Origin of the sequence: Moraxella caviae, from assembly GCF_002014985.1 — a bacterium.
Lineage (GTDB): Bacteria > Pseudomonadota > Gammaproteobacteria > Pseudomonadales > Moraxellaceae > Moraxella > Moraxella caviae.
Window position 1 is genome coordinate 1 of sequence record NZ_MUXU01000075.1, and the last position, 19076, is coordinate 19076.

General features: G+C 50.0%; 14 protein-coding genes and 1 tRNA gene. 7 read left to right on the forward strand and 8 right to left on the reverse strand.

All coding sequences use genetic code 11. The features are described from left to right. Nucleotides 1-205 precede the first annotated feature (205 nt). From B0181_RS10290 to cysM, 5 genes are all read right to left on the reverse strand, one after another. Entirely contained in the window at nt 206-484 is a 279-nt protein-coding gene (locus B0181_RS10290) for a type II toxin-antitoxin system RelE family toxin (protein ID WP_078277409.1), read from the reverse strand. Nucleotides 485-489: 5 nt separating this feature from the next. Further along, nucleotides 490-714, reverse strand: coding sequence for a type II toxin-antitoxin system Phd/YefM family antitoxin (locus B0181_RS10295; RefSeq protein WP_078277410.1), 225 nt, complete (start codon nt 712-714; stop codon nt 490-492). A 138-nt stretch (nt 715-852) separates the two neighbouring features. Continuing rightward, on the reverse strand, nt 853-2352 hold the full coding sequence (gene rlmD, locus B0181_RS10300) for a 23S rRNA (uracil(1939)-C(5))-methyltransferase RlmD (RefSeq protein ID WP_078277420.1): 1500 nt from the start codon (nt 2350-2352) through the stop codon (nt 853-855). 177 nt (nt 2353-2529) lie between these two features. Beyond that, complete coding sequence (locus B0181_RS10305) at nt 2530-3309, reverse strand: 3'-5' exonuclease (RefSeq protein WP_245953230.1); 780 nt, start codon at nt 3307-3309, stop codon at nt 2530-2532. A gap of 318 nt (nt 3310-3627) precedes the next feature. Further along, nucleotides 3628-4533: a cysteine synthase CysM gene (gene cysM, locus B0181_RS10310; protein WP_078277411.1), complete on the reverse strand. Its 906-nt coding sequence runs from the start codon at nt 4531-4533 to the stop codon at nt 3628-3630. A gap of 379 nt (nt 4534-4912) precedes the next feature. Between cysM and B0181_RS10315 the strand changes: the two genes are divergently transcribed. Next, nucleotides 4913-8044: an ATP-binding protein gene (locus B0181_RS10315; protein WP_078277412.1), complete on the forward strand. Its 3132-nt coding sequence runs from the start codon at nt 4913-4915 to the stop codon at nt 8042-8044. 233 nt (nt 8045-8277) lie between these two features. Next, the gene (locus tag B0181_RS10320; protein WP_078277413.1) at nt 8278-11172 is read left to right on the forward strand and encodes a valine--tRNA ligase; all 2895 of its coding nucleotides are present in this window, start codon (nt 8278-8280) and stop codon (nt 11170-11172) included. Between the two features lie 273 nt (nt 11173-11445). On the opposite strand, the gene B0181_RS10325 is transcribed toward B0181_RS10320, so the two are convergent. The 3 genes from B0181_RS10325 to B0181_RS10335 all read right to left on the reverse strand — a co-directional run bounded on the left by B0181_RS10325 (nt 11446) and on the right by B0181_RS10335 (nt 13934). After that, a tRNA-Ser gene (locus tag B0181_RS10325) sits at nt 11446-11536 on the reverse strand. Between the two features lie 162 nt (nt 11537-11698). Beyond that, nucleotides 11699-13651: a PhoX family protein gene (locus B0181_RS10330; RefSeq protein WP_078277414.1), complete on the reverse strand. Its 1953-nt coding sequence runs from the start codon at nt 13649-13651 to the stop codon at nt 11699-11701. Nucleotides 13652-13721: 70 nt separating this feature from the next. Beyond that, nucleotides 13722-13934 carry a hypothetical protein gene (locus tag B0181_RS10335; protein WP_133141431.1) on the reverse strand — a complete coding sequence of 71 codons (213 nt, stop codon included), beginning with the start codon at nt 13932-13934 and terminating at the stop codon, nt 13722-13724. A gap of 261 nt (nt 13935-14195) precedes the next feature. Between B0181_RS10335 and lnt the strand changes: the two genes are divergently transcribed. From lnt to B0181_RS10360, 5 genes are all read left to right on the forward strand, one after another. Then, nucleotides 14196-15785 (forward strand): apolipoprotein N-acyltransferase, encoded by a 1590-nt coding sequence (gene lnt, locus B0181_RS10340; protein WP_371829194.1) that lies wholly within the window; start codon nt 14196-14198, stop codon nt 15783-15785. Nucleotides 15786-15976: 191 nt separating this feature from the next. Continuing rightward, complete coding sequence (locus tag B0181_RS10345) at nt 15977-16156, forward strand: hypothetical protein (protein WP_078277416.1); 180 nt, start codon at nt 15977-15979, stop codon at nt 16154-16156. A 168-nt stretch (nt 16157-16324) separates the two neighbouring features. After that, the gene (nadR, locus tag B0181_RS10350; RefSeq protein ID WP_078277417.1) at nt 16325-17554 is read left to right on the forward strand and encodes a multifunctional transcriptional regulator/nicotinamide-nucleotide adenylyltransferase/ribosylnicotinamide kinase NadR; all 1230 of its coding nucleotides are present in this window, start codon (nt 16325-16327) and stop codon (nt 17552-17554) included. Then, nucleotides 17551-18300 carry a nicotinamide riboside transporter PnuC gene (gene pnuC, locus B0181_RS10355; protein ID WP_078277418.1) on the forward strand — a complete coding sequence of 250 codons (750 nt, stop codon included), beginning with the start codon at nt 17551-17553 and terminating at the stop codon, nt 18298-18300. The genes nadR and pnuC overlap by 4 nt, the downstream gene beginning before the upstream one ends. 123 nt (nt 18301-18423) lie before the next feature. Further along, entirely contained in the window at nt 18424-18867 is a 444-nt protein-coding gene (locus B0181_RS10360; protein WP_342769699.1) for an Mpo1 family 2-hydroxy fatty acid dioxygenase, read from the forward strand. Nucleotides 18868-19076 lie beyond the last annotated feature (209 nt).

Sequence of the window (19076 nt, forward strand, 5' to 3'; positions counted from 1 at the left end):
AAGATACAAGGTTGGGTTGAACGAAGTGAAAACCCAATAAATTTAATATCTTGCCTTAAATAATGTTACGCTGCCGCCGACCCAATTTACGAATTTAATCAATCGGTGTCTCATGTTTATAAAAACGAGTTTTATCGACATGTTGTATTGGGTGAAGCGGTGAAATAATTCACAACTTTTTGCCGTCTTTGATTAAAAAATGTTGCTATAAAAGCACGTCCAAATGCTTGTAGACATCGCCATCGTTTCTTTTGCCGATGCGCAGAATGTGGATTTCTATGACGTCACCAACAATCTGATAAATAATGCGGTATTCGCCAGACTTTGCGCGCCTTAGCATGGGATAGCCAGCCAATTGGCGTGTTGGGATTGCTGTGGGGTTTTTAGCCAGCAAATCAATTTTTGCGACTATTTGCCTAGCGTGCTTGACGGGAATTTTTCGTAAAAACTCAGCCGCTTCTTTGGATAATACAATGGTTAGCATGAGTTTTAACGAAATTCATCAAGAATGGATTTGCTTTGTTCGGCGCTGAGCATACCGCGATTTTTGGCTTCTAGGGCTAATCTTGCTTCCACATATTCTTCTAGTACTTCTGGCGACATAATCAGACTGACAACTTGACCGTGACGTGTGACGGACACCGCTTCTCGCTGGGCTTTGTCAATGACACGACCAAATGAATTTTGCGCTTGTGATGATGTGAGCGTGAGCATGGCATGATTCCAAAATGTTATTTTAGCTATTTTAGCTAATTTGGCTAAAAACGACAAGGGATTTGTGTTATAGTCTATAAACCAACCCAAAAAAAGCGCAGATTTTAAACCTGCGCTTTTTGCGTGATTGTCTGGCGTTTACACCTTTTCAAAGCGGGCAATGCTCTCCACATGACCTGTGTGCGTGAACATATCCATCACGCCAGCGTGGGTGAGTTTGTAGCCTTGGGCGATGAGTAGGGCGGTGTCGCGCGCGAGTGTCGCAGGGTTGCACGACACATAGACGATGCGCTTGGCGTTAAATTTACCCAAATATGCCATCACTTCGGCAGCGCCTGAGCGTGGCGGGTCGATGAGCAGCGCATCAAAGGTGTTTTCGCCTGTCGCCCACGGCTGATGAGAAAAATCTTGGGTGAGATCTTGGGCGTAAAATTCAGCGTGCGCAATGCCATTGGCTTTGGCGTTCATGGCGGCGCGTGCGGTCATTTCGCTGCTGCCTTCCACACCCACCACAAAGCCAGTTTCGCCTACCATGCGTGCTAACGGCAAGCTAAAATTGCCCAAACCGCAGAACAAATCCAGCACACGCTCGCCTTTTTGCAAGTCCAGCAAATCGCAGGCGAGCTTGGTCATCTTGCGGTTTACCGACAAATTAACCTGCGTAAAATCCAGCGGCGAAAATTCAAAAGTTACGTCAAAATCTGGCAAACGATAAAACAAACCGCCTGTCGGTGGCACGGTCAAGCTGCTGGCACGGCCGTTGTCATCGTCAATGCGCTGTACGCTGTCTGAGCCGTGCGGCTGTAGGAATAGCTGCCAATGACGCTCAGCAAAAAAGGCTTGCAGTTTGTCAATGTCGCCAGCAGGTAGCGGCGCAAGATTGCGCACAATCACCGCCACCGATTTTGCGCTGTCTGGCACATCGTCCAGCGTCTCACCAGCAGCAAGCTCCAGCTGAGCGATTTGGTCGCGTGCTTCTAGCGTGGTGATGAGTGTTTTTAGGGCGCTGATGTGCTGCCCCACGCGCGGGTCTAAAATGTGGCATTCGTCCAAATTGGCAAGAAAATTGCTCGCGCGTTCACGAAAACCTACCAGTGCGCTGTGCTTTTTCTCCACATAGCGCACGCCCATGCGCGCCTTGGTGCGGTAGCCTAGGCGGTCGGCGGTGAGCGGCGGCAGCCAGTGTTCAGGCTGTACGCCAGCTTGATGAGTGAGCAGCTCAGCAAGCACGGTTTGTTTAAAGGCGATTTGCCCATCGGCGTGCCAGTGCTGCAAACTACAGCCGCCACACACGCCAAAATGCGGACAAGGCGGCGTTTGGCGTTCTGGGTGTGGATTGGCAAGCACTTCGAGCGCATCGCCTTCTTCAAAGGTTTTTTTGCTGTTTTTAAGTTTCACGCTCACCACTTCATCAGGCAGCGCAAAGCTGACAAAGACTTTTTTGCCCAATTTATCCGCTGGGTGTGCTTGGCAAGCATCGTCCGTGCCTGCGCCATAGCTTGCCACGCCACGCCCATCGTGCGCAAGTCCTGACACGCTAAAAGTGATGGGCGGTGCGTCTTGTAGGCGTTTTCTGGTGCGGGCGTTGGTTTTGCCTGATTTTTTGCTGGGAGCGTTGATTAGGGCTGGGTTTGTCATGGGTGCGTTTATCCGTTGTGCGTGTTTTTGTTGGTTTGGTGGTTGCTTGGTTTTTGGTAATTTAGCTTTGATCATTTGGTTTTGCTTGTTAGATTTGTTGGGTTACGCTTACGCTAACCCAACTTACGGGCTTACAAGTACTAATTTAGCTTGCAGGTTTGACCGCTAAATTTAGTATCACAATTCCCAAGCGTCCAAAAATCTTTGGTGGCGTAGGTTGCCGTCATCGTCCGTCAGTCGTCCGATAAAATCATAAGTGTGCGCAATCAAGGCGCTTTCGTCATCGTGCGTGATTTTGCCGTTCACCGACAGCCAGCGCAGATAAATCAGCCAAGTGTTCAGCACGTCTGATTCGCAGTAATTGGCAAGTTTATCCCACTCGCCACGCTGCACCATCGGCACAACTTGCGAGCCGTCCACGTCGCCTTTGCCTGCAAAACCGCACAGACTGGCGATGGTGTCCAGCTTTTGCTTATTGCCCCACGCGCCAAAGGTGAAGCGATCCATCACGTCAATGTGCTTTTCGCTGTAGCGGTTTAGGTAGTCGTTTTGTTTAAAGCCAGCGTTCGTCAAGGCGGCGGCGTTTAGGCGGTGGTGCGTCATGCGATACAGCAGCACAGGCAAGTCAAAACCTGCGCCATTCCAGCTGATGAGCGTGGGTTTTTTGGCGAAGGCACGCAAAAAAATGCGCAAAATTTCATCTTCGCTGTGTTCGTTGAGCGTGAGCGATTTTAGATTGAAGCTGCCTTGGTCAAACCACAAAAACGACAAACACGCAACCTTATGCAAAGGCAAGCGCATAAAATCATTGCCCGCTTCGGCATGGCGCAGGGCAATCAGCGCGGTGAGTGCGTCATCGTCTGGCAGCGCGCGAATGTCTGGATACAGGCGTTTGCCAGTGGCGACATCAGGCACGGTCTCAATGTCAAAGACGAGCAAAGGGGTGTTTGGCAGCATGATTGGGTCGTCCTGTGGGTTATGCTTAGGTTTGTGCGTTTTTGGTTAAAGCTAGCGGTGTAAATTTTGGCGTAATCGGTGTCAAATTTGGCGAAATGGTTTGGCTGAAAATCTGAAAAAATTTTAGTGGTTGTTTTAAAAGTTGGGTTTTGCTTTAATCGTGATTTTTTCGATTGTTGGGTTACGCTTTCGCTAACCCAACTTACAAGTTGCTCACCAAACTTATGAGTTTCGCTAATCTAAAAAGCCGTTCGTGGCAAGCACATCAAACCCAACGGCTTTGTCTTTTTAAAATTTATCAGAGTTTAAGCTGCAAACTTAATCCGCCACGCCAAACAATCCTGTGGATAGGTAGCGGTCGCCACGGTCGCACACGATAAAGGCGATGACGGCATCTGGGTTGGCTTTGGCGATTTGGTGCGCTGCCCACGCTGCGCCGCCTGACGACACGCCGCAAAAAATCCCTTCTTCGCGTGCCAGCTTGCGCATATAAATTTCGGCATCTTTTTGGTTTACGTCCATCACCACGTCCACCAAAGACGCATCAAAAATCCCCGGCAAATATTCGGCAGGCCAGCGGCGAATCCCAGCAATGCTTGAGTTTTCGTCTGGCTGCAAGCCAATAATTTGCACGTCTGGATTTTGCTCTTTTAGGTATTTTGACACGCCCATGATGGTGCCTGTCGTCCCCATTGAGCTGACGAAATGGGTGATTTTACCGCCTGTTTGCGCCCAGATTTCAGGGCCAGTGGTGAGATAGTGAGCGTGTTTGTTGTCGTCATTGTTAAATTGGTCAAGCACCACGCCTTTGCCGTCAGCTTGCATTTGTAGCGCCAAATCGCGCGCTTCTTCCATGCCTTGCTCCACTTCAATCAAAGTTGCGCCATAGGCAGTCATTGCGTCTTTGCGCTCTTGGGTGGAATTTTTTGGCATGATGAGCGTCATGTGGTAGCCTTTCATGGCGGCAACCATGGCAAGCGCAATGCCTGTATTGCCGCTCGTGGCTTCAATCAGCGTGTCGCCTGCTTTGATTTGACCACGTTTTTCGGCTTGGTCAATCATATTAAAAGCAGGGCGGTCTTTGACAGAGCCAGCTGGGTTATTGCCTTCAAGTTTGGCAAAAAGTGCGGCTTTGGTGTCATTGCCAAGTCGGGCTAGGCGTACCAGTGGCGTGCTGCCCACGGTGTCGGCAAGCGTGCAGGCGTGCGTGCTAAAATCGGTCATAATTATCTCTTTGTGTTTTTATAAAAGGGTTTTATTTTGCCGCCTGATTGTCAGCCAGCCAAGCGGATTTGGCTGTATTTTATTCAAGGTAAGTCAGGCGGATAAAGTTTTGCAATTATACCACACTTTTTTGGTGCATTTACCCACGCAAACCGTGATAAAATGTACAAACGCACATTTGCCGCCCAAGAATTGCCAATTTTTTAAGCAGGCAAGCGGTGCGATTGATTTTTCTAATCGTTGGGCTGATGTTAAGTGGGTAATTTTGGTTTGATTTCGTGCGTTTTTATGCAAATTTTACCCAAAATTTTCACCAAAAACACAGCTTAACACCTAAATTTCGCCCCAGTTTTTAGCCAAAATTTTACCCAAATCCGCCATGTCAAACACGCCTTTTAACCCTGAAAATCCGCACGCCAAAAATCCAAACGCCAAAGCCGCGCCAAACGGTACTGACGCACAATCATCAGCGCAAACCGCCTTAAAAAACCCACGATTTAAGCTGCGCAGCGCTTATGGACAGCTGATTTTATTGGTGTTTTTGCCGATTGTGGTGCTGGCGATGGTGGGCGGACTGCTGGTGTTTTTTGAAGTGCGCCGTGCCATCATCTCAGAGCAAGACGTGCAGGCGCAGGCAGCTTTGGTGCGTTATGAGACGTTGTTGCAGCCGTTGTTACAAGGTGATTTATCCCAAAATCTGACCCAAAACTTACCCCAAAATGCGTCCCCAGATTTATCGCAAAATTCATCTCAAAACTTGCCCAAAAACGCCTCAGACGCAGCGCACGCCATCGATGTGCCTGCATTGATTGATAAACTCAATCAACTGCGCCTACCGCAAGTACAGCGTGTGGCGTTGGCGGATGCGGTAGGCGCACCAATTTTGGCGGCTGGTGTGAATGCGCAGGCGGATTGGGGTGAGTTTGACACCACGGCAAACCGTGTGGCAAGGCTGCCTGTGGCGCACGGCACGGCTTATGGCAAGGCAATCAGCGTGGGCGATGAGCGCTTTTGGCTGCTGATTGAGATGGATAATGAGCCTTTGACCATCACTTATTATCGGGTGCTTTTGGCGTTGTCTATCACGGGGCTGATTACCATTTTGCTGCTGCTTTTGATTCTAAACAGCTATGCTAAGCGCTGGATTGAGCCTGTGTACGAAATGCGCTTGTATTTGCAGCGGCTGACGGCAGAGAATTTATCCAAGCCAGCGGTGGTGCGTGCAGACGGTGAATTTGCGCTACTGCAAAAGGATTTTATGCGTGCGCTGTCAAGGCTGGACGCAAGTTTTACCGAGCTAAAAAACCACGCTGAAGAGACCGAGCGTGATTTGCAGCAGGCGTTTGACGAGATGGAAATGCAAAACATCTCCATTCGTAATGCGCGCGATGCCGCCATTTCTGCCAGCCAAGCCAAATCGGCATTTTTGGCGAACATCAGCCACGAGCTGCGCACACCGCTAAACAGCATTGACGGCTTTATCAATCTTTTGGCACGCAAGCAAGGGCTTTCCAGTGAGCAAAATTTGTATGTGCAAACCATCAAAAAATCATCGGCGCATTTGCTGGCATTGGTGAATGACGTGCTGGATTTTTCTAAGATTGAAGCGGGTAAATTGGTGCTGGATCATCATGAGTTTGATTTGTACGCAGCGATTTATGATGTGGTGGATATGCTGTCGCCTGCTGCGCTAGAAAAGCACTTGCGCCTTGCGGTGCTGTTTTATCATGATGTGCCAACGCACGTCGTGGGCGACAGTTTGCGTGTTAAGCAAATCTTAACAAATCTCGTGGGCAATGCCATCAAATTTACCGACTCAGGCGGCGTGGTGGTGCGTGTCAGCCTATCCAGCGATACGCCAGATTTTTTAAACATCGCTGTGGAAGACACAGGCAAGGGCGTGAGCGAAGCGGATAAGGCGCAGCTGTTTAAGAGCTTTAGCCAAGGAGATTTGTCGGTAACGCGCCGCTATGGTGGCACGGGGCTTGGCTTGGTGATTTCCAAGCAGCTGACTGCGCTGATGGGCGGCAGCATTGGCTTTTATGACAATAACAGCGAAAATGTCGCCAAGACAGGTACGACTTTTTGGTTTGAAATGCCGACTGGCGTGGCGCATGATGACGAAGCACTTGATGATAAATCAGCCGCCATTAAGCTGCCTGCACTTGGTGATGGCAAGCCGCTGTCGCTTTTGGTGTGGATTAACCACTTACCAGCCGTGCAGGTGCTAAAAGCGAGCCTTGCGATGAGCAATGTGCAAATCACGCTGGCGATTGGTCTGGCGGATTTGTTAGAACAACTTGACAATCCGCAGCACGGATTTGACTGGGTGATTGTGGATAATTTTGGTCAAGACGCTGCCCAAGATGACGTGGGTGCGATTTTGCGCCAGATTCGCTTGCGCTATCAAGGCAGACTTGCGACTTATGGTTATCAAGTCGGCATTGATAATGCGCTTTTGGAAAAATACCACACGCACGCCTTGCACGAGCCGCTGGATAAACGCCAGCTGTACGCCATGCTCTCAAACCGCAAAGACGCAAGCACGCAGGCGGCTGCCAATCCGCACCGCTTTGCTGGCGTGCGTGTGCTGGCGGTGGACGACCATCTACCCAATCTTTTGGTGCTGGACGCATTGCTTGGCGAGCTGGGCGTGGAAGTGGTAACGGCAGGCAGCGGCTTTGATGCGATTGAAATCATGAGTAAGACGGTGGCAGGGTCAGCGCCGCCCATTGATTTGATTTTTATGGACATTCAAATGCCAAGAATGTCTGGACGAGAAGCAAGCATTCAGATTCGTAAGATTGAGCAGGCGCACCTTGCCAAGCCTGTGCCGATTATCGCACTGACAGCGCACGGACTTTCGGACGAAAAAGACCGCTTGGTGGCGGCAGGGCTTGATGACTATGTGGGCAAGCCCATCGGTCATGTGCAGCTGGTGCAGACGCTGGAGAAATGGCTGCACCGTGGCGATGAGCCAAGCGAGCCTTTGTCGGCGTATGAGCTGGCTGCCAAAGACGGCTTTGGCTTGCCAAGTGAGCCATCAGCACAAGCTGCGCCAAGCGTGGCAGGGGCGACTTTGGCGGATATTGACTGGGCGGATGCGCTGGAGCGTTCGGCAAATAAGGCGGATTTGGCACAAAAGCTGCTGCAGATGATGATTGACGATGCCGAAAACGAAAAACGCCTGCTGGAGCGTGCGTGGGCAGACAGGGATAGAGCGGCTTTGGCGGAGCTGTCGCACCGTACGGTGGGGGCTTCACGCTATGCAGGCGTGCCAAGACTGCGCAAGGTGTCGGCGGATTTTGAAGCCATGTGCCGCGCGGACATCACGCAGACGAGCGCGAGCCACTTTATTGCCATGCGCCCAAGCTACCGCGCGCTGATTGATGCGCTGGATAGCTTACAAGCCATTGATTTAAAAGAATTTTTACAAAACCCACACACCAAAGCCACAGCCCACACGCCAGACGATGTGGACGAAGCCAGAATGGCGTGGAAGATGGTTTGATTGACGGTGTTTGTGGGTGGATTTGGTGAGCTGTGTTGAGGTTTGTCAATTAAGCTTGGGCTTGTCATATTGCTGGCTTGTCTTAAGTTGAATTGACTTTACCGTATATATTAAGCGTCTAACTTGCGCCAAAGCCACCCACAAATCCCCAAAACTGTGCAAAAATTTGCTATACTATCCCCCATTTACCTTTCATTTTTATTTCATCACAGCAAACACAACAGAGAAACCCCATGACAAACACCATGCGCGAACTTGCGACTACTTATTCCCCAGCCGACATTGAAAAAAAATGGCGTGATACTTGGGAAGAACAAGGCTATTTTAAGCCGACTTTGGACAAAGATAAGTCATTTTCTATCGCCTTGCCGCCGCCAAACGTAACAGGCAGCCTGCACATGGGGCATGGCTTTAACAACGCCATCATGGACGCGCTGACCCGCTATCACCGCATGATGGGCTATAACACCCTGTGGCAGCCCGGCACCGACCATGCAGGCATTGCCACGCAGATGGTGGTGGAGCGTCAGCTTGGCTTGCAAAACATCACCCGCCACGACTTAGGGCGTGAGAAATTTGTAGAAAAAGTGTGGGAATGGAAAGAGCAATCAGGCGGTACAATTACCAGCCAAATTCGCCGTCTTGGCTCATCGGTGGACTGGAGCCGTGAGCGTTTTACGATGGATAGCGATTTGTCCGATGTGGTCAAAGAAGTGTTCGTGCGCCTGCACGAAGAAGGGCTGATTTATCGTGGCAAGCGCCTAGTGAATTGGGATGCTAAGCTGCACACCGCCTTGTCTGACCTAGAAGTGGAAAGCAAAGAAGAGCAAGGTTCGCTGTGGCATTTTAAGTACTTTTTTGCTGATGATGTGGCAACGCTGGACGGTAAAAATTATCTGGTGGTGGCGACCACGCGCCCAGAGACGCTGCTTGGCGATACGGCGGTGGCGGTACACCCTGAAGATGAGCGTTATGCGCATTTGGTGGGCAAGCACATTGTTTTGCCAGTAACAGGGCGTAAAGTGCCAATCGTTGCTGACAGTTATGTGGAAAAAGATTTTGGTACAGGCTGTGTGAAAATCACGCCAGCGCACGATTTTAACGACTACGAACTTGGCAAGCGCAACGAGTTGCCACTCATCAACATTTTTGATGCCAATGCGCACGTTTTGGCGCAGTTTGACGAATATGCCAAAGTGGGCGTGAATGATGCACAAAAAATCGCCGCACCTGCCGACTATGTGGGGCTAAACCGCTTTGTGGCACGCAAAAAAATCGTAGAGCAAGCCGAAAACGAAGGCTGGCTTGAAAAGATTGAACCGCACACGCTAAAAGCACCGCGTGGTGATCGTTCAGGTGAAATCGTTGAACCACTTTTGACCGACCAATGGTATGTCAAAATCGCACCGCTTGCCAAGCCTGCCATTGATGCGGTGGAAAATGGCGACATCAAATTTGTGCCAGAGCAGTACACTAATATGTACATGGCGTGGATGCGTGATATTCAAGACTGGTGTATCAGCCGCCAGCTGTGGTGGGGACACCGCATTCCTGCGTGGTATGATGATGCAGGCAACGTCTATGTGGGGCGTGATGAAGCTGAAGTGCGTGCTAAGCATAATCTGGGTGATACGCCACTTCGCCAAGATGAAGATGTGCTGGATACTTGGTTTAGCTCGGCGCTGTGGACGTTTAGCACACTTGGCTGGACAGGCGATAACGACAAAGATTTGAGCAATAAAGTATTGCAAACTTTCCACCCAACCAGCGTGCTGGTAACAGGCTTTGACATCATTTTCTTTTGGGTGGCGCGCATGATTATGATGACGCTGCACTTTGTCAAAGACAAGGACGGCAAGCCACAAGTGCCATTTAAAACCGTGTATGTGCATGGCTTGGTGCGTGATGGCGAAGGGCAAAAAATGAGCAAATCTAAGGGCAACGTGCTTGACCCATTGGATTTGATTGATGGCATTGACCTAGAAAGTTTGGTTGCCAAGCGCACCACGGGTCTGATGAATCCAAAAGACGCCGCCAAGATTGAAAAAGCCACCCGCAAAGAGTTCGCCAATGGCATTGAAGCCTACGGCACAGATGCGGTGCGCTTTACGTTTTGCAGCCTTGCCAGCACGGGTCGTGATATTAAGTTTGACCTAAAACGTGTGGAAGGTTATCGTAATTTTTGTAATAAAATCTGGAACGCCACACGCTTTGTGCTGATGAATGTAGAAGGCAAGCCAATCGCCACCGCCGCCAATCCTGCGCTGTGGGAGCTGCCTGAACAGTGGATTGTCAGCCGCCTACAAAAGGCAGAAAAAGCGGTGCAAACGGCATTTGAGACTTATCGTTTGGACATCGCCGCCCAAAGCATTTATGATTTTATTTGGAATGAATATTGCGATTGGTATGTGGAGCTTGCCAAGCCTGTACTAAACAGCGATGACGTGGCGGACGAGCGCAAGGCTGAAGTGCGCCGAGTGCTGCTTGCGGTGCTAGAAGCGGCGCTGCGTTTGGCGCACCCAATCATGCCGTTTTTGACCGAAGAAATCTGGCAAACCATTGCACCAATGCTCAAAGACGCAAAAACCACCGACAGCATCGTACTGGCGCAATATCCAGTGTGTAATACCGATAAAATCAACGAGCAAGCCGAAAATGACATGGCGTGGCTACAAGGCTTAATCGGTGCGGTGCGTAATATCCGCGGTGAAATGGGGCTTGGCAACGCCGTGCGTTTGCCGGTGCTTTTGCAAAACATCAGCGATACTGAGCGTGAGCAAATTGCACGCATTGAGCCGCTGTTTAAGGCGCTTGCCAAAGTTGAGAGCTTGACGCTGCTTGCCGATGGCGATGAAGTGCCGCTGTCATCATCAAGTGTGGTAGGCGCAGCGAGTGTGTTTGTGCCGATGAAGGGCTTGATTGACCCTGCCAAAGAATTGGCGCGCCTAAATAAAGACCTAGAAAAACTCACCAAGCAGCACGACCAAATCGCAGGCAAACTTGCCAACGAAGGCTTTGTGGCGAAAGCACCTGCCGCTGTGGTGGAAGCTGAAAAAGCCAAACTTGCCGAGCTTGCTCATCAGATTGAGAAAGTGAAAAGCAGTGTGGGGCAGTTAAAAGAGCTGTAATTTTCCACAAAAACACCCCAAGATTTTGGGGTGTTTTTTCTTGCCATAAGGGTAAAATTTTTTTGCCAATTTTGGCGATAAGGGTAAAAAACGGTATCAAAAAATAATTTTACCCCTAATTTTACCCTTATTATTCTGCACTTACAAGCCAGTTGGTGATAGCAGATGACAATCATTGAGAATTAAAAAACCCCTGCAAGTCAATAACTGCAAGGGTTTTTGATGGTTTTTGATATTGCGTGGCAATACATGACGGGGCATGATATAAGAGTTTGGCGGTGATGGAGAGATTCGAACTCTCGATACGCTATTAACGTATACACACTTTCCAGGCGTGCGCTTTCAACCACTCAGCCACATCACCAGTGGTGCATATTATACACAAAAACTTCGCTTGTGTCATCGCTTGCGCTAAAATTTCTTGTTTTGTGGATTTGCAAGCGGTGGTTTCATTAAAAAAACGACCACGAATGTGATCGTTTTTTGTTTCAAGTTTGATTGATTTGGCTATTTAAACCAACATAAATCAGCTGCCAATCACGCCGCCATCGTCTTTGGTGATGACCACCGTTGCTGCGCGTGGGCGACCGCCATTTGGACCGTCTGGCCACATAGACACCGCCAAAGGATTGGCAGGGTCGCTGTCGCCAGTGGCTGGTTCACCGGGGTGCTGAATGTTAATAAACAGCGTTTTGTTGTCTGGCGTGAAGGCGATGCCTGTTACTTCTGCGCCATTTGGTGCGGTCAAAAAGCGTCTGAATTCGCCAGTTTCTGGAATGGTGGCAAGCATTTGGTTGTTGCCCATGCCGGCATAATCTTTGATGTTGATGGTGCTTGCCGACACGTCTGTTTGTACCCACAGCACGCCACGGTAGTCAAACGCCAAGCCGTCTGGCGAGCCAAAATCGTCGCCTTTGATGTTGCCTTGATGGTTTTTCTTGGTGGACATTTTGTTGCCAGCCAGCACCAAAATGTCCCAGCTAAAGCGAGTTTTTGCGCCATCGCCATCTTGTTCTAGCCAGCGAATGATATGTCCAAAGCGGTTGTCTTTTCTTGGGTTGGCAGCGTCCACGTCAGGCTTGCCTTCTGCGCCGCGCTGGTTGTTGTTGGTCAGCGTGCAGTACAGGCTGCCTTTGACAAATGGGTCAGCAGAAATCCACTCAGGGCGATCCATTTTCGTTGCGCCCAGAACGTCGGCGGCTTGGCGAGTTTTAATCAGCACTTCGCCTTGGTCGGCAAAGCCATTTTCGGCAGTTAAGCCGTTTTGCCCATGCACAAGCGGCAGCCATTCACCTGTGCCATCGTCATTAAATCGTGCCACATACAGCGTGCCTTCGGACAGAAGTTTCATGTTATGCGCGCGGTCGTTTGGCTTGTATTTGTCTTTTGAGACGAATTTATAAATGTATTCAAAGCGTTGGTCATCGCCCATGTACACCGCCACTTGGTTTGATGGCGTGATGATCATCTCTGCGCCTTCGTGTTTGAAACGCCCAAGCGATGTGTGTTTTTTAGGAATGGATTCTGGGTCAAATGGGTCAATTTCCACCACCCAGCCGAAGCGGTTTGGTTCGTTTGGTGTGTTGTCGGTGTTAAAGCGTGTGTCAAACTGACTCCACAGATAGCCGTCTTCGCTTTTGCCAATGCCGTAGCGTTTTTCGTTGTCGGTCATGTTGCCGCTTGGACGCACGAAAATATCGCTCCAGTTTTCTTCGCAAGTCAGATACGTTCCCCAAGGCGTTTTGCCGTTGGCGCAGTTTTGCATGGTGCCACGCACATACAAGCCGCGCGGGTCGTCAGCGGTTTGCATTTGTGTGTGTCCAGCGGCAGGGCCAGTCAGCGCCATCAAGGTGTGCGGTGTGATGCGGCGAGCAAATTGCGATGGGCGCACCACTTGCCATTCGCCATTGTGTTTGCGCACTTCAATCACCGAAATGCCCATGGCGTTTTGGCTTTTGCGCACCTTGTCAGCCGACCAATTTGCCGTGCCATCGGTGAAGAGCAGTCCGTTGTCCACATATTCGTGGTTCATGGCAAGCAGTCCACGGTTGGATTTTTGCGAGCCAAATGGCAACGAGAAAAACGCCATGCCGTCATGGTGCATACCTGCTTGCACGGCTTGCTCGTCGCTTGAGTTGGAAGCGTCTGTTTTAAAAGCTGGCATATTGCCTGCGATGCCCACCGCATCACCCCATTTATAAAAGGCACGCGCGGTGTAGCCTTCTGGCACGATGACCGCATCTTCGGTGGAAAACGGCACGGATTTAAAGCCGAGCGTCTTGGCGCGCACGCCAGTGGCTTTGATGTTGGCGTTGGCAGAAGCGAGCGTTGGCAAGGCGGCAGCGGCGGCGCTTAGTCCCATGCCTTGCAGCACGCGGCGGCGAGACAGTAGGCGTTCGGCGATTTGGCTAAAGGCGTAGTTGTCGCTTTGGTTCGTGATGTCGTGTTCGGCGTGTAGTCTGGCTAATGGCTTACCCATGTGGCTGATCCTTTTGGTAAAATTGACGAAAATAAGAGAAAAATTGCGAAAATAGAGCAAGTCAAACGGCTTACGGCTTTTGTCTTGCTTGATTGCCAGCAGTATAGGGCGAGAATGTGTCGGTTTTGTGATGGTGTGATGACGAATTGATGACAAAAAGGCGGCGTAAAAGATGGCGTGATTGCGTTTTTAAGCCATTTTTTAGCAAATTGCCCAGCCGTTTGCCAAGCGGCTTGACTAAGAATTCACCAACCAATTCATCGCCAATTTGCAAGATTGACAAATTTATCGCCACTATTTGCATAATGACGCACACAAAGCGCTGAAAATTTGCTACAATCGCACGTTTGCTTAGCGTGCTTGATGGTTTGCTAAATTTATCATCATCTTAAAATCATCATAAATTTACCGCCAAGTAACCGTGCATTGATACGATTGTCAAAATCCGTTATCAAAACCCATTGTTAAAAGCAAATATCAAAATTAACCACGCAATTTAACCCACGAATACACGAATAAAAGTTGCCAAAACCAACCAAAAATCATGATTAAATCCGCCGCCAAACCTATTGATTACCCCGCCATGCCGACCACGCACCGCAGCCAGTCGGTGCAGTTTCGTTTGCCGACCATTATCGCTTTGTTGCTGGCTTTGCTGGCTGGGGCGGTGTTTAGTTATGCGCTTGCGCCACATTATATTTGGGGCTTGGCGATTGTCTCGCCGATGGTGCTGTATGCGCTGCTTTTGGGCGATGTCAGTACCAAGCGCGCCTTTTGGACAGGGCAGTTTTACGGCTTTGGCTTGTGGGCGGTGGGTGCATTTTGGCTTTACACGTCCATTCATGAATATGGGGCGATTGCGCCTTGGCTTGCGGTGCTGATGATTGGGGCAATGGCGTTTGTCATGGGGCTGTTTCATGGCGTGATGGCGTGGCTGTTTGTGCGTTTTTTGGGCAGGCAGCCTTTGGCGTTTGCTGGGCTTTGGGTGCTGCAAGAATGGCTAAAAACGTGGCTTTTGACAGGCTTTCCTTGGCTGTTTGTCGGCTATGCGTTCACTGAGCAGGCGTGGATTAACGAGCTTGCGCCGATTTTTGGCGTGTTTGGCATCAGCTTTGTGGTGGTGCTGTTTGCCGCAAGCATTGTGGAGCTTGTGCGCCGCCATGTGGGCTTTATGGCAATCAGCGTGATTTTGCTTGCCATCGCTGCCGTGCTGTCGGCAGCTGGCGTGTCGTGGGTGAAGCCAACGGGCGAGAAATTGTCGGTGTCTTTGGTGCAAGGCAACATTCCCCAAGACATCAAATGGCTCACCGAATACCGTGAGCGCACGCTTGCCATCTATGATCAGCTGTCTCGTGGCGAATGGGGGCAGGATTTGGTGGTGTGGCCAGAAGCGGCGATTCCGCTGTTTCAAGACGAAGCCCAAGAGTACATCGCCCGCCAAGAAAGACGTGCCACTAAGGCAGACAGCGCATGGATTTCTGGCATTTTATACCGTGAAAGCGATAAATTTTATAACAGCGTCATGCTGCGTGGGGCTGACAAGGGCTTGTATCATAAGCAAAATCTTGTGCCGTTTGGCGAATATGTGCCGATGGCAGGGCTGTTTGATATTTTGCCGAATTTGGCAGGTATGCAAAACGTCGCAAGCACCAGTAAAGGCAATCCAAATCAAGCGCCATTCACCATCAAAGGCAAAAAATTGGGCGCGGCGATTTGCTATGAAGTGGCGTATCCTGAGACCACACGCCAAAACGCCAAAGACAGTAATTTTCTGCTCACCGTGTCTAATGACGCATGGTTTGGCACGAGCGCAGGCCCTTGGCAGCACCTACAAATGGTGCAAATGCGTAGCCTAGAGACAGGGCGACCGTTCGTGCGTGCGACCAACACAGGCGTAACGGCATTCATCAACGAAAAAGGGCGAATCATGGGTACCGCGCCGCAATTTGAGCGTGTGGTGCTGCGTGGCAAGGTGGAAACCTTTACTGGCACGACCCCATTTGTGCGCTTTGGCAGCTATCCGATTTTGGCGATTAGCCTTGTGCTGGTGCTGCTAAGCCTTGTGGCGCACCGCCAAAGCAAGCGCACGAGCCGCACGCAAACTTACTACACAGGCGAAGGTGTGCGTGATTGATGGTGAATTTGGCGTAAATTTGGTGGTTCGTCCGCCAAATTTGCACAAGTTTGCCAGCCAAGTGGGTGATTTTGGGCGATGATACAAAAATATTGCCAAAATAATCCCATAATTGCCAAGCGGAATTGTACAAAATCATAAAAATTAGATATAATAGAGCAAAACCAATCCATCTTATTGACAGGTGACTTATGGCACACGATGCTTCAAACAATAACCCAACCAAAGAAACTCTACACGCACTGGTCGGTATCGTACTATTTTTGGCGATGGTGCTTTTGATTGCGATTACTGCATTCTTGCGCCCAGCAGGCGAGCATCCAGCAGCAGAGCCTGTGGCAGCCGAAGCCAGCGCAGAAGCCGCTCAGTAAGACGCACAAGGCTTTGGGCGCTCCCTAAGCCTTGTTTGTGATGAAAAGCACAAAGCAAGTGAAATTTGCTTGAACGTAACCCTGCGCCTGCGGGGTTTTGTTTTGTGCGCTTTCGCCTTATTTTTCGCCTTTTAGTTCGCCCAATTCATCAGCATTTTAGGACAGTCCATGAATACGCCATCAAATCCTACGCCCAAAAATTCTTGCGCCGTTGGTGTGCTGATGGGCTATTTTGAGCCGCTTAATTTGGGGCAGCTGCGTGAAATCGTGTGGGCGGCTGGGCAGGTTAAGACTTTGCACATCGTGGTTTTGCCACGTCCTGCACCAAATCCACGTTATCGGGTAACGCTTGCGGATAAGGCGCGGCATTTGCAAGTGGCGTGCGAGTTTTTTGATTTTGTCAAAATTCACACCGCAGACAGTCCAGAATTTGCGCCGCACCTTTCGGACGTGGCGTGGTCTTATGATGAAGCGTCAGCGCAAATCAGCGCCAAGCAGCTCAAAGAGCGTCTTTTGCGTGCGCTTTCATCTCATGACGAGAAAGGCATAGCGGACGATTTTTGTGTGTTTGCACGAGCGGACGTACATTCGGATTTGGCATTTTGTGCGGTGCCTGATGGCGGCTTTGATGGGCAGGCGATTTTTGCCAATCCAGCCACTCATTTTCACGCCATTCACCCAGCCGCACGCCAAAATTACACCAAGACGGTGTGCATTGTCGGCGGTGAAAGCTCTGGCAAAACCACGCTTGTGCATAAACTTGCCAATCACTATGGCGCAACGTTTGCCCCTGAGATGGGCAGGTTGTACACGCACAGCGATTTGGGCGGTACGGAAGTGGGTTTGCAGTTTGCCGATTATGCCATTATTGCTGCGCGCCATGCCGATGCCATTCATCACGCCACACGCCACGCCAGTGCACCTGTTACTTTTGTGGATACGGATTTTGTAACCACGCAGGCGTTTTGTGAAGAATACGAAGGCAAAACCGATGGCGTGGTGGCTGCCTTTGCCGACAGCGTGCGGCTGGATTTGACCATCATGCTGGATAATAATGTGGCGTGGGTGGCGGACGGAATGCGCTCTTTGGGTGATGATGACGCAAGGGCGCGCTTTCGTGGGCGGCTTGCCGAAATTTTCATGCGCCATGGCATTGCACCTGCGCTGATTGACGATGCCGATTATCACAAACGCTACGAGCAAGCGGTGGCGATGATTGATGCGTGGCTGTATGATGACGTGCCGCCAGATGCTGCCGATTTGCGCCAATTTATCCAAAACCAATCCGCTCAAAACCAATCCGCTCAAAACCAAGCTACCCAAGTTCAACACGCTCAAACAAAAGACGCACTCACCGCCAATGCGTCTGCCACAAGCACCGAAGGAGATGCGCCATGAAAATTCGCCTTTTGGATAACATCACAGGTCAAGGCGAGCAAGATTGGAGCTTGCATTGGATTTTGCTGTGGTTTGCCTGCGGTGTGGTGGCGTTGTATTTGGGATTTTGGTTCACCACCACGCAGACGGCTTTGGACTGGTTTTATTTGGCGGTGTCTGTCGTTGGGCTTTTGTGCGTGGTAGGTTTGTCGTTTCGTAAAAACGTGCTGGGCAATGGCTTTGGTATGCTGGCGACATCTGGCGAAGTGGTGGTGCAAGCGACCGCTGGCGCAGTGGGGCTTATGCTTGCGCCGCTGTTTAATTTTTTCACGCACGCTTATGGCGCATGGCATTGGCACAAGCACACAGGCGATGACGGCTTGATGATTCCAAAGTCGGCAAATCATGCCATTTGGCTTATCACCATCGTGTTTGTGGTGGTGGGGCTGCTTTTATTCCCTGTGATTAACGATTGGCTGTTTGCCAAGGGTTTTGGCGTGATTGCCAAAGATGGCGAGACGCTGTTTGGGGTCAGTTTTTTCTGGATTAATGTGGCGGCATTTGTGCTGTCCATCGCCGCGCAGACGACCATGATTTTGCGTTATTCGTTCAACTGGTGGATTTGGATTGCGGTGAATTTTGTGTGGTTGCTGGTCAATTTGATGACGCATAATTACATTTTCGCCATTCAAACGGTGATTTACCAAATCAATTCGGTGGTGGGATTGTACGGCTGGTATCGCAGCGAGCAGCTGGCAAAGGCGTAATGGTGCTTGCAAGCGAGCAATCTTTGTAGTATCGTATTTTACACGGCTAACTTTTAGTCAATTTTTAGCCAAGTTAAATTCTTAAAAAATCAAATTTCAGCCAAGCCAATCAAGGAGTTGATGATGTTGCGCCAATTATTTCGTTCTGCCAAGCCACTGGACGTGTGGCTCAAAGAATATGCCACCAGCCACAAAAACGCCACCAATAAACGCATTCATTATGTCTGCGTGCCGATTATTTTTCTGACGATTGTTGCTTTATTGACGCATATTTCTTGGTGGCTGGCGGTGGGTATCAGCGTGCTGGCGCTGTGGTTTTATGTGCGCTTATCGGTGTCGCTTGCTGTTGCCATGCTGGTGTTTATCGTGCTGTGCTTTGGTGCGGCGTTATTGCCTGTGAATGCGTGGTTTTGGGCGGCGGTGTTTGCGATTGCTTGGGTGGGGCAGTTTGTGGGGCATAAGATTGAAGGCGCAAAACCGTCTTTCTTTGAGGATTTGCAATTTTTGCTCATCGGGCCTGCGTGGGTGGCGATGAATGTGCTTGGCAAAACGCCAAAAACCGCTTAGGTTGGATAATTTGTAAGTTGGTTTGATGGTAAATGGTAAATTGTAGGCTGGTTTAGCGATAAATCGTCAGTTGGGTTGGCGAAGCATAGCTCAATATTTTTAAGATAAACTCTTGAATTTGTTGGGTTTTCGTTTCACTCAACCCAACCTACTTATTGTTCTTTAATTTAAACCACAAATCGGTTTGGTGTTGTAGATACCATCCCCAC

Coding starts and splice junctions, on each gene's coding strand:
- B0181_RS10305 (WP_245953230.1), bottom strand. CDS start 3,309: ATGCTGCCAAACACCCCTTTGCTCGTCTTTGACATTGAGACCGTGCCT.
- B0181_RS10330 (WP_078277414.1), bottom strand. CDS start 13,651: ATGGGTAAGCCATTAGCCAGACTACACGCCGAACACGACATCACGAAC.
- pnuC (WP_078277418.1), top strand. CDS start 17,551: ATGAAAATTCGCCTTTTGGATAACATCACAGGTCAAGGCGAGCAAGAT.
- B0181_RS10345 (WP_078277416.1), top strand. CDS start 15,977: ATGGCACACGATGCTTCAAACAATAACCCAACCAAAGAAACTCTACAC.
- lnt (WP_371829194.1), top strand. CDS start 14,196: ATGATTAAATCCGCCGCCAAACCTATTGATTACCCCGCCATGCCGACC.
- B0181_RS10320 (WP_078277413.1), top strand. CDS start 8,278: ATGACAAACACCATGCGCGAACTTGCGACTACTTATTCCCCAGCCGAC.
- nadR (WP_078277417.1), top strand. CDS start 16,325: ATGAATACGCCATCAAATCCTACGCCCAAAAATTCTTGCGCCGTTGGT.
- B0181_RS10295 (WP_078277410.1), bottom strand. CDS start 714: ATGCTCACGCTCACATCATCACAAGCGCAAAATTCATTTGGTCGTGTC.
- B0181_RS10290 (WP_078277409.1), bottom strand. CDS start 484: ATGCTAACCATTGTATTATCCAAAGAAGCGGCTGAGTTTTTACGAAAA.
- B0181_RS10315 (WP_078277412.1), top strand. CDS start 4,913: ATGTCAAACACGCCTTTTAACCCTGAAAATCCGCACGCCAAAAATCCA.
- cysM (WP_078277411.1), bottom strand. CDS start 4,533: ATGACCGATTTTAGCACGCACGCCTGCACGCTTGCCGACACCGTGGGC.
- rlmD (WP_078277420.1), bottom strand. CDS start 2,352: ATGACAAACCCAGCCCTAATCAACGCTCCCAGCAAAAAATCAGGCAAA.
- B0181_RS10360 (WP_342769699.1), top strand. CDS start 18,424: ATGTTGCGCCAATTATTTCGTTCTGCCAAGCCACTGGACGTGTGGCTC.